General features: G+C 39.2%; 15 protein-coding genes. 6 read left to right on the forward strand and 9 right to left on the reverse strand.

Annotated features, from left to right (window positions below; genetic code table 11):
- Nucleotides 1-3: 3 nt before the first annotated feature.
- The 6 genes from QDN89_RS07295 to QDN89_RS07320 all read right to left on the reverse strand — a co-directional run bounded on the left by QDN89_RS07295 (nt 4) and on the right by QDN89_RS07320 (nt 5,186).
- Nucleotides 4-228 (reverse strand): DUF1858 domain-containing protein, encoded by a 225-nt coding sequence (locus QDN89_RS07295; protein WP_280769453.1) that lies wholly within the window; start codon nt 226-228, stop codon nt 4-6.
- A 206-nt stretch (nt 229-434) separates the two neighbouring features.
- A complete protein-coding gene (gene ilvD, locus QDN89_RS07300) occupies nt 435-2,129 on the reverse strand; it encodes a dihydroxy-acid dehydratase (RefSeq protein WP_280769454.1) in 1,695 nt (564 codons plus the stop codon).
- A gap of 272 nt (nt 2,130-2,401) precedes the next feature.
- On the reverse strand, nt 2,402-3,517 hold the full coding sequence (locus QDN89_RS07305; RefSeq protein WP_280769455.1) for a YeeE/YedE family protein: 1,116 nt from the start codon (nt 3,515-3,517) through the stop codon (nt 2,402-2,404).
- 76 nt (nt 3,518-3,593) lie between these two features.
- A complete protein-coding gene (locus QDN89_RS07310; protein ID WP_280769456.1) occupies nt 3,594-3,854 on the reverse strand; it encodes a sulfurtransferase TusA family protein in 261 nt (86 codons plus the stop codon).
- Nucleotides 3,851-4,234, reverse strand: a complete 384-nt coding sequence (locus QDN89_RS07315; RefSeq protein WP_280769457.1) for a rhodanese-like domain-containing protein — start codon at nt 4,232-4,234, stop codon at nt 3,851-3,853. Before QDN89_RS07315 ends, QDN89_RS07310 begins: the two co-directional genes overlap by 4 nt.
- 13 nt (nt 4,235-4,247) lie before the next feature.
- A complete protein-coding gene (locus tag QDN89_RS07320; protein WP_280769458.1) occupies nt 4,248-5,186 on the reverse strand; it encodes a sulfurtransferase in 939 nt (312 codons plus the stop codon).
- Nucleotides 5,187-5,344: 158 nt separating this feature from the next.
- Between QDN89_RS07320 and QDN89_RS07325 the strand changes: the two genes are divergently transcribed.
- Together QDN89_RS07325 and QDN89_RS07330 are read left to right on the forward strand one after the other, a co-directional pair.
- A complete protein-coding gene (locus QDN89_RS07325; protein ID WP_280769459.1) occupies nt 5,345-6,376 on the forward strand; it encodes a YVTN family beta-propeller repeat protein in 1,032 nt (343 codons plus the stop codon).
- A gap of 278 nt (nt 6,377-6,654) precedes the next feature.
- Nucleotides 6,655-8,028 (forward strand): dipeptidase, encoded by a 1,374-nt coding sequence (locus QDN89_RS07330; RefSeq protein ID WP_280769460.1) that lies wholly within the window; start codon nt 6,655-6,657, stop codon nt 8,026-8,028.
- Between the two features lie 64 nt (nt 8,029-8,092).
- Here QDN89_RS07330 and QDN89_RS07335 read toward each other — a convergent pair whose 3' ends face one another.
- Nucleotides 8,093-8,545, reverse strand: coding sequence for a DinB family protein (locus QDN89_RS07335; protein ID WP_280769461.1), 453 nt, complete (start codon nt 8,543-8,545; stop codon nt 8,093-8,095).
- 197 nt (nt 8,546-8,742) lie between these two features.
- Here QDN89_RS07335 and QDN89_RS07340 point away from each other — a divergent pair, with 197 nt between their 5' ends.
- A complete protein-coding gene (locus tag QDN89_RS07340; protein WP_280769462.1) occupies nt 8,743-9,462 on the forward strand; it encodes a YqjF family protein in 720 nt (239 codons plus the stop codon).
- A gap of 42 nt (nt 9,463-9,504) precedes the next feature.
- Here the strand turns inward: QDN89_RS07340 and QDN89_RS07345 are convergent, their stop codons facing one another.
- Nucleotides 9,505-10,500, reverse strand: a complete 996-nt coding sequence (locus tag QDN89_RS07345) for a CobW family GTP-binding protein (RefSeq protein WP_280769463.1) — start codon at nt 10,498-10,500, stop codon at nt 9,505-9,507.
- 271 nt (nt 10,501-10,771) lie between these two features.
- Nucleotides 10,772-11,680: a GTP cyclohydrolase FolE2 gene (gene folE2, locus QDN89_RS07350; protein ID WP_280769464.1), complete on the reverse strand. Its 909-nt coding sequence runs from the start codon at nt 11,678-11,680 to the stop codon at nt 10,772-10,774.
- A gap of 296 nt (nt 11,681-11,976) precedes the next feature.
- Here folE2 and QDN89_RS07355 point away from each other — a divergent pair, with 296 nt between their 5' ends.
- The 3 genes from QDN89_RS07355 (at nt 11,977) to QDN89_RS07365 (ending at nt 14,732) form a co-directional block, all read left to right on the forward strand.
- Nucleotides 11,977-12,339: a hypothetical protein gene (locus QDN89_RS07355; RefSeq protein ID WP_280769465.1), complete on the forward strand. Its 363-nt coding sequence runs from the start codon at nt 11,977-11,979 to the stop codon at nt 12,337-12,339.
- 120 nt (nt 12,340-12,459) lie between these two features.
- On the forward strand, nt 12,460-12,810 hold the full coding sequence (locus tag QDN89_RS07360; protein WP_280769466.1) for a hypothetical protein: 351 nt from the start codon (nt 12,460-12,462) through the stop codon (nt 12,808-12,810).
- Nucleotides 12,811-12,995: 185 nt separating this feature from the next.
- Nucleotides 12,996-14,732, forward strand: coding sequence for a Rieske (2Fe-2S) protein (locus QDN89_RS07365; protein ID WP_280769467.1), 1,737 nt, complete (start codon nt 12,996-12,998; stop codon nt 14,730-14,732).
- Nucleotides 14,733-14,849 lie beyond the last annotated feature (117 nt).

Here is a 14,849-nt window from a genome sequence, read left to right on the forward strand (position 1 = left end):
CCTCTATTTGATCGTTTTAAATCCATGTTGCTTTAGTTGTTCACACACTTGATCAAGCGACATCTCCATAGCCCTACATCCTTTGGGAATCGTCATCATCCGTCCGACAGACTGAAGCATGCCTTGTTTCGTTATATTAACGAATCCTATTTCTCGCATCGCATGAACTAAATCGGGATATTCTGAACACAACTCATAAACGGATTTTTCTAAATGAAGTGCTTTCATGTTGTCATCACCTCTTTATTCGGATGATCTTTCCTAATAGACTAATTGATAATTGTTTTCAATGAAAGGATATCATGGGGAAGGAGTGCCTGATGTGATGTGTATCACCGAATCAGGTTTTTTCACGTTTTGGTCATATTTTAAACTCTCAAAAAACGCATTAAAAAAAGCACAACCTCATTTCGGCTGTGCTCGGTCAATCGTTGTTATTCTAAATTATCGTCTGTTACCGCACCTTTTGCTGATGAACCAACAAGCTTCGCATATTTAGCAAGAATACCTCGCTTATATTTCAAAGCAGGCTGCTTCCACTCCGCTTTTCTGCGAGCGAGTTCTTCATCGCTTACATGCATATTGATTTCTTGTGTTCCACTATCGATCGTCACTTTATCTCCGTTTTGCAGTAAACCGATAGGGCCTCCAACAAATGCTTCAGGAGCCACGTGGCCAATAACAAATCCGTGAGATCCACCTGAGAAACGTCCGTCCGTCATGAGAGCTACTTTTCCGTTAAGTCCTTGACCAACAATCATTGCCGTGATCGACAGCATTTCTGGCATTCCGGGTCCACCTTTTGGACCAACATGACGAACGACCAGAACATCTCCTTCAACAATTTCTCTCGCCTCGATTGCCACTGTTGCTTCCGCTTCGCTATCGTACACTTTAGCAATTCCTTCAAAACGACTGATTTTCTGTCCAGACATTTTAGCAACCGCACCATCTGGAGCAAGATTTCCTCGTAAAACAACGAGAGGACCGTTTGGCTTGATTGGTTCATCAAATGGTTTGATGACCACTTGTCCTTCTTTTAAGGATGGCACCTCTGCTAAGTTTTCCGCAATCGTTTTACCAGTCACCGTTAAGCAGTCCCCGTGCAACAATCCTTGTTCATGAAGAAGTTTCATGACAGCAGGAACGCCACCTACTTCGAATAAATCTTGCATGACATACTTACCGCTTGGCTTCAAATCTGCGAGGTGAGGAACGTCTTGACGAACTCGTTCAAAATCATCAAGGCTTAAATCCACTTCCGCAGAATGTGCCATCGCTAATAAGTGTAAAAATGCGTTCGTAGATCCACCAAGTGCCATGACGACTGTAATCGCATTTTCAAACGCTTCTTTTGTCATGATGTCACGAGGACGGATATCTTTTTCAAGAAGTCGAACGACTAAATCACCTGCTTGACGACATTCTTGATTTTTATAATCATCAATGGCAGGTGTAGAGGAAGACCCTGGAATACTCATTCCGAGCGCTTCCACAGCTGCTGCCATCGTATTCGCTGTATACATTCCTCCGCATGCTCCAGGCCCAGGACAAGCAGAGCATTCTACTTTATGAAGCTGCTCGTCATCAATGGATCCTTGCTGATGCTGTCCAACCGCTTCAAAGGAAGATACGATATCAATGTCTCGTCCATCTAACTTCCCTGGTTGAATCGTTCCGCCATACACGTAAACGGACGGTACATTCAATCGTCCCATAGAAATGAGACATCCAGGAGTTGTTTTATCACAGGCACCGATTGCAACCATTCCATCAAGCGCTTCCCCACCCATTACTGTCTCAATAGAGTCCGCAATGACTTCGCGACTTGGTAACGAATAGTTCATACCTTCGTGTCCCATTGCAATACCATCCGCAACCATGATCGTATTGAAAATCATTGGGGCGCCTCCGCCATCTGTCGCGCCACTTTTAGCTTGACGTGCCAACTCATCAATATGTACATTACATGGCGTAACCTCACTCCACGTGCTAGCAATCCCAATCATCGGCTTCTTGAAATCTTCATCAGTAAACCCAACTGCTCGAAGCATCGAACGGTTTGGCATCCTGTTCACACCTTCACTTATCACTTTACTGTTAATACGCAAATCTTTTTTCTCACCCATTATATTCATCCTTTCCCTCACAAGTTTACTTATTTCATTCCCCTATTATTCTTCGGAAAGATAAAAGCTATAAGTCCTATCATAACGATTTTAGCACATCAACGCAATGAGTTTTCTGAAAACATTATTTTTTCAGACGGAAGAGGAAATGTTTCTATATTTCACTAAATATGACTGAAATATGAGAGACGATTAGAGTTGATGAGGAGAAACAGTGCACTCCTCTAAAAAACTATAAAAAAACGACAGGCCGCTTTCACCTGTCGTTAAAACTATGCTGCATCCTTTTCGCGGTAGAAAAGCATGATCGGCATTTTAAAGTAATATTTTGTTACGAGAAACACACCAATCATCATACCGATAATGACAATGACACTTGCGATGGATAGACCACCTACACCTGCAACCACATTGGCAATATTACACCCTGGTGCCATTCTTGATGCAACACCCATAAGTAACCCGCCACCGATCGCGGAAGGCAATCGCTTCGCCTTTGGAAATCGGATTTTAAAACTCTTACTTAATACGGATGAAATAAACGCACCTACAACGATAAAGATGACAAGTGTTTCTTCTGGTCCAAGTCCTACAGCCGGATAAGCGGCGAACATATTGTTTAAATATAAATTATTATAAACGATTTGATCACCAAAAATTGCTGAGACTATGACACCACCTATGCGGGTTTCCGGTCCAGTTACACTGATTGATGATAGGGCAATAAACTGAATCGTTGCTGTGATGCCGAGCAAAAACGCTACAAAACGAACATCCCAATGTTGTTGTTTAAACGGATTTTTCTCCCAGTCTGTGAAACTATTTTTAACCCCTTGTAAAAATCCACTAACACCGAATTTTTTCACGACGATTAAAATCATGATCCCGACAATAATTAATGGTAGGGTCATAAACGGAAGCCCTAACTGATAAAGGCTAAATCCATTTTCAGTAAACGTGATTGGTTCCATGACTGCTTCTTGTCCCCACGGGTCATAAATAAACGCAAACAATAAGTTTCCGGCAATCATTGCTGCAATGACAATCCAGAATTGTAAGTAACCCATTCCGCTGCGATAAAGTGCTCCAGAGGCACAGCTTCCGGCAATGGCCATACCAATTCCGAATAATATTCCTCCAATAAGGTTATTTAAACCAATCGGAACCGCCCATACTTGCCCTAAAGAGGCGAGGCCAAACGTCAATGCAAGCCCCCAACCAATCATGGCGGTTGCCATTAGTACGAGCACACCTTTTCCGATCCGAGAATCTTTCACACTAACAAAGTCTCGTACAGATGCTACAAAACAAAAATCGGCTTTTTGTAATAGAAAACCATATATAATTCCAAATACAGCCGCTAAAATAAACACTTCAATTGTAAACATCGTCTTCTCCTTCCATTTTCATTGATATCATAAAACAAAGGCAAGGCTGATGAAAGCCCTACCTTCTAGCTTTTTATTATAGTTTTCTCAGAAAAATCGTATAGTTTCCTGATTCTTTTACGGTTCCTAAATGCTCTGCTAATTTATTCATTTTTACCGCAGCCGGAATCGTTTTCGTTGCAATCGAATGATCTGTTACCTCAACGACAATCTCTCCAGAAGACGCTTTTTTCAACCCATCTAGCGCGATATTTAACGTATGAGGGCAAACTTCCCCGATTCCATCTAATTCATGGTCTATTTTCAATTCTTTTAATTCTTGATCTGACAAACTCATTTCGAATCACTCCTGTTGTATATTTCATTCACCTTTTCAACAACCCATTCATGTCCAGGTGTTTTTTCTGCTTCCCATCCAAGCATTCCATCTGCATAGTTATGAACGTTATCAATTCCATTGCTTTTGAAAAACTTGGAAACTTCGTGGCTTCGTCGACCACTTCGACAGACTAGAACATATTCTTCATCTTTTTTAAATTCATCAACGAGATCCACGATTTCACTCATAGGAATGAGTGGAATACCAGGGATATGTCCTTCTTCATATTCTTCTAATTCACGGACATCAATTAGAATTGGCGATGTTTTTTTTTGTTCAAAAATATTTTTTACTTCATCGTAAGAAAGTTGCGATACATTTTCTTTTTCAAATGCCATGATTATTCACCTCTTATGATTCAATTTCTGTGTCAGGATCGTTACCATACTCAGCCCATGACCCTTCATATGGCTTGATATCCTCAAACCCTAGAAGACGTAAAGAAAAGTATGAATGTGCCCCTCTAACATTTGTTTGGCAATAAGGAATAATTGTTTTATCTCGGTCTACACCAGAAGCTGCAAACTGCTCTTCTAATTCTTCCGCATCTTTGAAATAGGGAACGCCATCATCAGAAATAGCTTCCGTCCACTCTAAATGTGGTGCACCTGGTATATGACCTCCACGTTCCGCTCGAACGTCTGAACCATCATACTCCCCTTCAGAACGAGCATCTAAAATAACTGCACTTTCATTCCCAATATTATTTTCCACGTCTTCTTGTGAAGACTGAAGGGCCGGATTCAGCTCTGCAGTAAATGATCCTTCTTCAACCGATGGTTCTTCTGTTGATACGTCTTTCTCATCAGACAACCATGCTGTGAAACCACCATTTAAAATTCGAACATCTTCATGTCCATACAATTCTAAAGCATAAAAGAGTCGAGCAGCCCAGAGACTATCTCCATCATCGTAAGCAACAACGGTTGAATCATCATCAATGCCTAGAGCACGAATTTTTTCTTGAAACTTTTCTTCATCAGGCAAGACGCCTCCAATTGGATTATCCGGGTCACTTAGTTCTTCCGGATTGATATGAACAGCTCCTGGTATATGTCCACCGTCATACCCTTCTCCTCGAACATCAACAACCACAACATCATCTTGATTCTCTTCAAGCCAATCACCATCAACGAGCAAATGGCCATTTTCGTATTCTGAAGCGTCAACGACTTCTCCTTCTGACAGTTCATTTGACGCTTGATCAACTTCCTCCACCGATGGATCATCATTTGAACAAGCTACAAGAAATATAGTTGATAATAATAGCAAATATTTAACAATTTTCATGTTGTATCCCTCTTTCTTTTTATGTTGTTAATAACAATATCATAATTCCGATGAGTTTAAAAGGGATTAATTCCGATTGTTTTTGTTGTAATTAGAATAAACTATGATTATACTATGGAAATAGTGAATAAACTAATGATAAGGAAGGAAGATAAACTGTGAAGAAAAAATGGTTCTTAGTCGTTGTCTTAGCAAGTATTTTTCTATTAACTGCTTGTGCGTTAGAACAAGATAACAATGGAAGAAACGATGCTAACGACGATGAGTCAAGTGGAGATGCTAGTGATTTAACGAGTGTGCAATTTTACGTTCCTAATGAAGAAGAAAATAATATATCAGTGATTGATGTTGTCTCTGGAGAAGTAGTTGCTGAAATAGAAACGGCAGCAGCACCGACAATTGTTACGTTTGCAAGTACGATGCGTCAAGCTTTTGTTGCTAACCAAGATAGTAGCACTGTTGAAATTATTAATACACAACAATTAGAATCTGCTGCTGAAATTGAAGTAGGCCCTCGTCCACACGGATTAGCGTTAAGTGAAAATAACAATACGTTATACGTTGCAACAGCAGGGGATCAATTTGTTGATGTGATTGATGTTGGGGAAGAAGACGTTACATCTCAAATAGACTTAGGTTCTGGCGCTCATAGTAACTACGTCTATCTGTTGGATGATCAGCTTTATGTGACGGACCATGAGAATGATGCCGTCTATATTGTGGATACAGAAACAGAAGAAGTGACGGACACATTGGCAACAGGCGGAACACCAAGAGTAGTGAGAGAACATGATGGTTACCTATACGTTGCTGCTAGTGATTCTGGAACATTAGAGATATTTGATTTAGATTCTCTTGAAAAAGAGGAGATTGACGTTGGAGAAGGAGCAACAGATGTTGTGATAGATGAAGAAGGTGATTTTGCTATCGTTACTTCTATTGAAGAAAACTTCGTTGCTCGCGTCGATTTAGAAAGTAGAGAAGTAACAGATCGCATTGAAGATCAATCCGGAGCAAAACACTTGGCATTTAACCGTGAAGAATCACGTGTATATGTGACATTAAGTGAATCAAACGAAGTTTCCGTGATTGATGTTGCTTCTTTTGAGGAAGAAACGAGAATAGAAGTCGGCAATACGCCACACGGAATAGAAATTAAAGCTTTGCCAGGAATAGGTGGAAGCTGTTAAATTGGAGTTTTCCATTTTTTGGTTCGCGCGCGCGCAGATGTCATGTTTCCGCGCGCAAATTGCTCGGATTCGCGCGCCAGTACCTCCATTCCGCGCGTAGATTGCTCAGATCCGCGCGCAACATCATAAACACTCAAGAACAGAGGACAATCCTCTGTTCTTTTTCGTTGATATTCCTCCTACCGACACGTTTAGCAGCATCAACACGTTCCTGATTTTCACCAATGGTTTTTAACGCTCATTTATGACACAATATAAGAAAAGAAGGAGGAGTTTTTATGTCAGAAGCTGTACTAAAATACTTAGAAGACAATCGTGAATCTTTACTTAAAAAAATGGAAAACTTCTTATCCATCCCAAGTGTGAGCACGGACAGTTCAAACAAACAAGATGTCCTTAAAGCAGCGGATTTTGTAGCTAACTATTTAAAAGAAATTGGTTTTCACTCTGTTGAAATCAAAGAAACAGCTGGCCACCCGCTCGTATATGCAGAATGGCTTGAAGAAAAAGATGCCCAAACGGCGTTATTTTACGGGCATTATGACGTTCAACCAGCCGATCCATATGAATTATGGGATAGTGAACCATTCCAGCCAGAAATTCGCAACGGAAGAATCTTTGCTCGAGGTGCTAGTGATGACAAAGGGCAAGTATTTATGCACCTTGCTGTGTTTGAAGCGTATATGAAAACAGAAGGCCGTCTTCCTATGAATTTGAAAGTGTGCATTGAAGGAGAAGAAGAGATCGGCAGTGAGAATCTCTATCCTTTCCTAGAAGATCATAAAGATAAACTCACTTCCGACTTTGCGATTATTTCCGATTCAGGAATGGTTGAAAAAGGACAACCAACCATGCTTTACGGACTAAAAGGGTTTACTGGACTAGAATTCCACGTTCAAGGACCAAATCGTGATCTACACTCAGGTTTATATGGAGGCGCTGTGAAAAATCCAGCCATGGCTATGAGTCACTTGCTTGCATCGTTAAAAAATCCTGATGAATATGTGACTGTCCCTGGTTTTTACGATGATGTCGAAAAATTGGCGGATGAAGAGCGAGCAATGATGAATCAAGCACCTGGGGAAAATTATACGGAGTCCATTGGCATTCCAGAAACAATGCCAGAAAAGGGATTCACCGTAAATGAACACTTGATGGCCCGACCAACACTTGAAATTAATGGTCTAACAAGTGGTTATCAAGGTCAAGGAACAAAAACGATCATCCCATCAACGGCATCTGCAAAAATAACTTGCCGACTCGTTCCTGGACAAGATCCACAAAAAATTCAAGATCTTCTCGTTGATTACATCGAGAATAATGCTCCGAAAGGCGTTAGCGTCTCCGTTAAGCGTGAACCTTTATCAGCGAAGGCCTATAAAGTAGATCCAAACCATCCATTACTTCAAAAAGCAGCAGATAACTTAGCTGACGCATTTGGTAAGGACACCGTATTTGTTCGCCTTGGCGGGTCCATTCCAGTAGTGGAGTCGATTGATCAGATGTTTGGCATTCCTGTTGTTTTACTTGGCTTCGGTACGCCTGAAGATAACTTGCATTCTCCAAATGAAAGCTTCCCATTAGATCATTTCGATAAAGGGATGGAAGTGCTCGTCAAATACTATCGTGATGTCGCTTATTTAGAAAAGTAGGTATAGTAAAAGCTGACTTGAGTAAAAATCCCAAGTCAGCTTTTTCATTCTTTCCTATACATTTTTATTGATTTCGTGCTAACCCTCGCCGAATCAAGTTTGCTGATATTGGTTTTTTATCCAACTCTCTCGCCCAAATGGAAAGTTGTCCAATGTGATGAATCTCATGAGCAATGACATGTCTAATAACTTCTCCGTAAGTAAAGTCATAGAATTGTTTTTCATCTATCTCTGGACTCCATCGTTCCACAAACTCCTCTACTGAAGGACGGCAATCCTCTGATAGTTTTATGATATCTTCGAGCGTTTCATAGTCTTCAAAACGATAATGATACTCTTCTTTTCCATTTAATCCATTTATCCAACTTTGTTCTGCATCAATAATATGAACGAATGTCCGTAAAATACTTTTCATGCCACCCGTTCGATTTTTTACTAACTCATCATGAGACAATTGTTTACACCAATCGAACCATTCATCTCTCACTTGCCAGTTATATCGAAAAAGTGTTTGCATAAGTAATGCCCCTCTCCAAAAATAGGTATATAGATAGATTCAACAAAAAGGCTTCAAGTCCTCTAATTCATCATTAATTGTTTCTATCTGGATCGACATTTCAACATTAGTCCACTTTCGTTTCGAAAGCATTTCTCATAAAAAAACCAGTCCATTTGTGATACTATGAGCATAAACTTAGTTCTGGAGGAGAAAATATGAAGTCTAATCTAAATCAAACGAAAAGAAAACCTTTATTATCGATGACTTGGGAATATCTCTTATTTATGCATTGGTCCGTTAATAAACATATCATCCAAGACCGTTTACCTTCGCCATTAAAGGTTGATACATTTCAAGGGCAAGCTTATTTAGGCATTGTTCCCTTTCTCATGACGAATATTGCATTCAGTCGCTTACCTAAACTAACAAAATTAGCGTTTCCTGAATTAAATTTACGGACATATGTCACCTATAATGGCAAACCGGGTATTTATTTTTTCCATTTGGACGCAAACAACATTTTAGCAAATCAGATCGCCCGCTCCTTTTTCAAATTAAACTATGTTCATGCTTCTATTGATGTCAATCATCCAAATGATACGAACAAATTCGTTGATTTTTCACATAGACGAAAGCATTCAAAGGCTGAATTCTCTGCTGCCTATCGGCCAGTTTCTGAACCGTTTTTGTCGTCAGAACAACTTTTTGCAGCTTGGAGCACGGAACGATATCGTTTTTTCAGTTCCAATGGCAAAGGGAAGATTTATCAAGGAGATATCGCTCATGAACCATGGCATTTGCAAAAAGCAGACGTTGAGGTTCGTTCTAATTCGATCATTGATGCAGCAGGATTTCCATTATCACCTCAGCCTGCTCACGTTCTGTACGGACATTCCATCAACGTTGCCGCAACAAAGTTTAGTCGATTATTATAGTCAAAAGAGTTCGTTGACTATGCTTCCCATGTAATGTCAAATTTACCGAGCTGCAGCTTTGCATTCTTCAAATTTTGTTTCAAACCATGCTTGATCAAGACCTTTTCCTATCAAGACAAACTCGCTTTTTCTCTTTTCATTTTCTTTCCACTCGCGCCCAGCTCTACCTGCAAAAAGCATATGAATTCCTTGAAAAATAATTCTTTGGTTGTGCCCTGAAACAGAAAGAATCCCTTTGTAACGATACATCTGTTCTCCCTTTTCTTGAATGACTTGGTTCATAAATGTCTCAAATGCTTTCAAATCCATATCTAAATCTGATTGTAAAACAAAAGAAACGATATCTTGATCATGATGATGGTGGTGGGAACGTTTCATAAAACCAGGTTCCACTCGTAATTTTTCATCTAAGTCAAAAGAAAACTGGTTTAATAAGGCTGAAACATCTGTTTCCCCTTGCTTCATACTTATGATTTTTGCTGTAGGATTCATTTCCCGCAAACGTGTTTTTACTACTTTCTGCTGTTCCATTGACGTTAAGTCTGTTTTGTTGATTAACATTAAATCTGAAAAAGCAATCTGCTTTCTCGCTTCTTCATGTACCGTTAACTGTTGTAAAACGTGATAACTATCAACAACTGCAACAATGGAATCTAGGTGATAAATCTCGGATAATTCAGGGTCTACAAAAAACGTTTGAGCGACAGGAGCTGGTTCAGCTAAGCCGGTTGTTTCGATGATTACTCGATCAAATGGCTTGTGCCCGTTTTCTTCTACAGCTTGAATGAGTGAATAGAGAGTATCAATTAAATCACTTCTAACTTTACAACATATACACCCATTATTCATTTCAAAAATTTCTTCTTCAGCACCGATAACAAGTTGCTGATCAATCCCTACTTCACCAAACTCATTTACTATTACTGCAATACGCTCATCTTGTCTTTCTGTTAAAATGCTATTTAAAAGTGTCGTTTTTCCTGCACCTAAAAAACCTGTTAGGACAGTTACAGGAATTCGTTCCATTGAACTATTCATTCAAGCACCCGCTTCCACATTTAATTAAATCGTAATTATTACGATTTAACCCTATCCTATCGTAGCTTTTACCTATTTGTCAAAGTTCCATCAAGCCTTCTTAATCGTATTCATGATAAAAGGGTCCATTTATAAGTCACAAAGACACCTGGCTTGAGTGCTTACTAAGCCAGGTGTTTATATTTATCACTATATTCTTTTGGTTAAGCTTTCATTCGGATCGCTTCTTCTTGTAAAAGCGATAGCATTATGATCACTCATTATGAAGTGATCATCCTTTTCTCTTATCTACAAAGACCTCCGCAAACGCATCGTGTTGATGAATAGACTCTTCATTCCGACACATTACCTTGAAAGAAGAAAAGCTCGGATTTTCGTATAGATCTGCAGCAACAAGGCGAGTTAAATCTTCGACAAATCTTGGATTTTCGTAAGCTCCTTCTGTTACAAATTTCTCATCCGGTCTTTTCAACACAGGATATAATAATGAACTAGCATTGGTTTCTGCTGCTTCAAGTAATAACGTTTTCCAATCGGATTTCGTATTTAATACTTCAGCAAGTTCCGCCTCAACGGTTACAAACCCTCGCTGATTGTGAGCACTGTATTCGCTTATCTCCTTTGAACAAGGACATAGCGTTGTCACCGCTGCTGTTAAACTTACGTTTATTTTAATTTCATTTTGATCATTGTAAGATAAATGGATACCACAATCTGCATGCATCATCCCAATTTTTTTTAAAGATGGGCTCTCCCTCTCAAAAAACCACGGAAAGGATATATCTATATCGGAAGAACGTTGTTCCATTCGCAAGGCTAATTCTTCTGTGAAAGCAATCAACCTTTCTTCTGTCACTTCAAAACCTTCTAAATGATAATCATGAAGAAGTTCCGTAAGACGACTCATATTGATTCCTTTTGCATGTTGGTCTAATGAAGTCGTCATCTTAAAAGTCCCTACTGTCGTTTGCAAAGCTGGATCGTAATGAGATCTAACAACAATCGGATGTGTGACATTAGCAATACCGACACGGTCAAGTGGAAATAAAAAGTCATTCGCTGTATTTTGAAGGTCAGGCATGTCTTTTTTATTCGTAGCCTTTGTCCCCTTTATTGGTGGAACGGAACCAAACAATACATGACGTTCTGTTTTTGATGGTAGTTCATCATTCGTTTTCATCTAAAAACCTCACTTTATAAAATAGAATTATTACGATTTAGGTACATAAATGTATTCTAATGATTGGTTATCTTGAAATCAACTAATAAGTCTCCACCTCAATTGTTTCCACGCCCCTCTTCCTTATTGTCTTGAGAGGACTTTCATTTATCTTAAGTTAATAAAATAACGTCGTATTGTTAGGATCAAGCCTTAAAATTTTCTTTACACCGATATCGATACTATGGTTTAATTAGATTAAAGCACAAAACGTAACAATTACGATTTAAAGACAAGAGGCTTCAGGAGGACTAAAAATGAATCCACAACGTTATGAATACGCGCGAAATAGATGCATTAATAAACTGTCCGGACTGGATCATGAATTATTTAAGTTTGTTGAAAAAAAAGAGCTTGCTCTCGCTGACCAAGCACAAACCGAAGATCAATTTGTCCAACTATTGCAAGAGCGATCACCTATTTTTGAAGCAGCATCATTATTTTCTATGGATGCTTCTGATGTCTTTGAACGAATTCAAAAAATAGAATGTTGGATAGATGAAGAAGTTCCAAAAATGTTAGATAAACTAAAATTAGTTGACTTTACCGAATTAATCATCCTACAAGGGCGAGTTTCAGCAGATAAAAAAATGAAGTTTTTTTACTTACGTGATGATTGAATAAGGCTAATGTTCCCTTATCCTTCCCCATTTTAAAGATTGTTTCAACATATCTAACGCATTTTAACGGGTATAATACCTTTATAAAGGGAATCGTATTGTCAACGAGGAGGAATAAGTATGAAAGAAAACGAACACAATCATCATGTTCATGAAAACCATTCCCATGAACATAGCATTTCTTGTGGGCATACGAAAATACGTCATGAAGATCATATTGACTATGTCCATAATGGGCACCTACATCGAGAGCACAATGGACATTGGGATGAGTGCAAAGTTCCTGTAAGCGAAACAAATCCAGATCAATGTAAAGAAATCAGCTGCGGATGTCACCATGAAGAAGACTGTGGGCATGAAATGGTTCCCCATGGTGACCACATGGATTATTTAGTTAATGGTCGTTTGCACCATGTCCACGGCGATCATTGTGATGACCACGGACCAGTTGACTTAGTTGATGTTAAGTAAAAAAAGCGATTCTTATTGGAGGTAACTCCTAAGAATCGCTTTTTTTTGCTGAGTTAGATGAATTTTTTCGTACCATGATAGATTTCCGAAACTTATTTGCGAGCGGTTACATATTAAAGTAAAATGTTGGTAAAGTAGAAAAACTCTAAACCAATTCTTCTCGACTAATTTATGGAGGCGATAGAATGGATAATTGGATTCATGCTGGATCATTAGACCAATTGAAAGAGAAAAAGACGAAACTTATTAAAGGAGCTATTGTCGTTTTTTTACACGAAGAAAATGTCTATGCACTTGACAATCGGTGCCCACACATGGGATTTCCACTGCATATGGGAAGTCTTTGCGACGGTATATTAACTTGTCATTGGCACCATGCTAGATTCGACGTATGTAGCGGCGGAACGTTGGATCCGTGGGCTGATGATGTCCCTTCTTATGAGATCAAAATAGAAGATGGTGACGTTTGGGTTAACCATGTACCAGGGATTGAAAATCAGGTTGAACAATATAAACAACAGCTACGGAAAGGATTAGAACAAAACCTCGGTCTAGTCATTGCGAAAGCTGTTGTTTCTCTTCTAAATGCCAATGTACGTGAACAAGAAATTGTTCAAATAGGAATGGAATTCGGGACAAAATACCGCTCATCTGGATGGGGACCAGGGCTTACAATCTTAACTTGTATGGCTAACGTCCTTCCAAAATTAGATTCACAAGGACGAATCCAAGCGTTATTTCAAGGGCTTTCTCACGTCGCACGCGATTGTGCAGGTCATCCCCCACAACATTTAATTGGTCCATTATCTGGTTTTGATGGAAATCTTGAACGATTAAAAGATTGGTATCGCAACTGCATTGAAGTCAGAGATACACAGGGATCCGAACGAATTATTTTAACCGCAATCGAAAAACAAATGTCCATCTCTGATCTTAATGGAATGATGATGACCGCTGCTACGGATCATTTTTATATGGACGTAGGGCACACGTTAGATTTTCATAATAAAGCATTTGAATCATTAACTCATACTGGAAATGACATGGCCAAACAAATTCTACCTTCGCTCACGCCTCTCTTTGCAAATGCAGCTAGAAGTGAAGAGCAACACCGGTGGCAGTCTCCTATCGATTTAGTGATGCCACTTCACGAAGCTTTTTCAACTATAGAAGGTATTTCTCTCGACTTTAGTGATAACGCCAAAGCCTTTGATGAAAAGCAGTTGTTCGATCATTTATTATCTGATAACCCATTAACTATGATAGAAGAGATCACTACATTACTTAAAGATGGGGTAAATCCGATAAAAGTTGCGCAAGTTACGACTCTTGCAGCGGCGGAAAGAATTGTACGATTCCATATTCAAAATGATTTTAGTGACTGGAATACTGTCTTGCACACGTTTACGCATGCTCATGCAGTCCACGAATCGCTTAGAAGGTCAAATGAGGATTTAATTGTACGAGCCATTTACCATGGGGCAGTAAGTATTTATTTAGATCGTTTTTTAAATATCCCTTCAACAAAACGACCGGTAGCAAAAGAAGAAACACCATCTCTCGACTGTCAAGATCTTCTTGAATTATTAAATAAACAGCAGCAAGTGAACCAATCAGCTGATTGGGTCGTTCAATACTTACACCATGGTGGGGATAAACAGCAATTGTTCCATACGTTAGGACTTGTTCTTTTAAGAGAAGATGCAAAATTTCATTCCTATCAAATGTTTGAAGCCGCTTGTGCAGAATATGATCGGTGGGAAAAGGAATCAAGTGCTTTCGCAGAACATGCGAAAGAAACGATGCTTATAGCGATGACTCGCTACCTAGCAGCACATGCTCCAACAGCTCGAGAATTACCACATATAGGTACGATTGCTTGGCGGCTAAATCGTGGTGAAAAACTATTTGAAGAAGCTTAATTATTAGACTAAAACAAAACGAAGAGTGTTACGTATTCCTTATTGTAAAAGTCCTCTGTGTAAAGGAACAGAGGACTTTTACTTGTTTACGATTATTTTCGACTATCATTCGTTAAA

The organism is Salipaludibacillus daqingensis (assembly GCF_029891575.1).
Classification (GTDB): domain Bacteria; phylum Bacillota; class Bacilli; order Bacillales; family Salisediminibacteriaceae; genus Salipaludibacillus; species Salipaludibacillus daqingensis.

Excerpts from the sequence above, each read along its gene's own strand:
- QDN89_RS07340 (WP_280769462.1), top strand. The coding sequence starts at position 8,743 with ATGAAGTCTAATCTAAATCAAACGAAAAGAAAACCTTTATTATCGATG.
- QDN89_RS07330 (WP_280769460.1), top strand. The coding sequence starts at position 6,655 with ATGTCAGAAGCTGTACTAAAATACTTAGAAGACAATCGTGAATCTTTA.
- QDN89_RS07360 (WP_280769466.1), top strand. The coding sequence starts at position 12,460 with ATGAAAGAAAACGAACACAATCATCATGTTCATGAAAACCATTCCCAT.
- QDN89_RS07310 (WP_280769456.1), bottom strand. The coding sequence starts at position 3,854 with ATGAGTTTGTCAGATCAAGAATTAAAAGAATTGAAAATAGACCATGAA.
- QDN89_RS07365 (WP_280769467.1), top strand. The coding sequence starts at position 12,996 with ATGGATAATTGGATTCATGCTGGATCATTAGACCAATTGAAAGAGAAA.
- QDN89_RS07305 (WP_280769455.1), bottom strand. The coding sequence starts at position 3,517 with ATGTTTACAATTGAAGTGTTTATTTTAGCGGCTGTATTTGGAATTATA.
- QDN89_RS07320 (WP_280769458.1), bottom strand. The coding sequence starts at position 5,186 with ATGAAAATTGTTAAATATTTGCTATTATTATCAACTATATTTCTTGTA.
- QDN89_RS07355 (WP_280769465.1), top strand. The coding sequence starts at position 11,977 with ATGAATCCACAACGTTATGAATACGCGCGAAATAGATGCATTAATAAA.
- QDN89_RS07335 (WP_280769461.1), bottom strand. The coding sequence starts at position 8,545 with ATGCAAACACTTTTTCGATATAACTGGCAAGTGAGAGATGAATGGTTC.
- QDN89_RS07295 (WP_280769453.1), bottom strand. The coding sequence starts at position 228 with ATGAAAGCACTTCATTTAGAAAAATCCGTTTATGAGTTGTGTTCAGAA.
- ilvD (WP_280769454.1), bottom strand. The coding sequence starts at position 2,129 with ATGGGTGAGAAAAAAGATTTGCGTATTAACAGTAAAGTGATAAGTGAA.
- QDN89_RS07345 (WP_280769463.1), bottom strand. The coding sequence starts at position 10,500 with ATGAATAGTTCAATGGAACGAATTCCTGTAACTGTCCTAACAGGTTTT.
- QDN89_RS07315 (WP_280769457.1), bottom strand. The coding sequence starts at position 4,234 with ATGGCATTTGAAAAAGAAAATGTATCGCAACTTTCTTACGATGAAGTA.
- folE2 (WP_280769464.1), bottom strand. The coding sequence starts at position 11,680 with ATGAAAACGAATGATGAACTACCATCAAAAACAGAACGTCATGTATTG.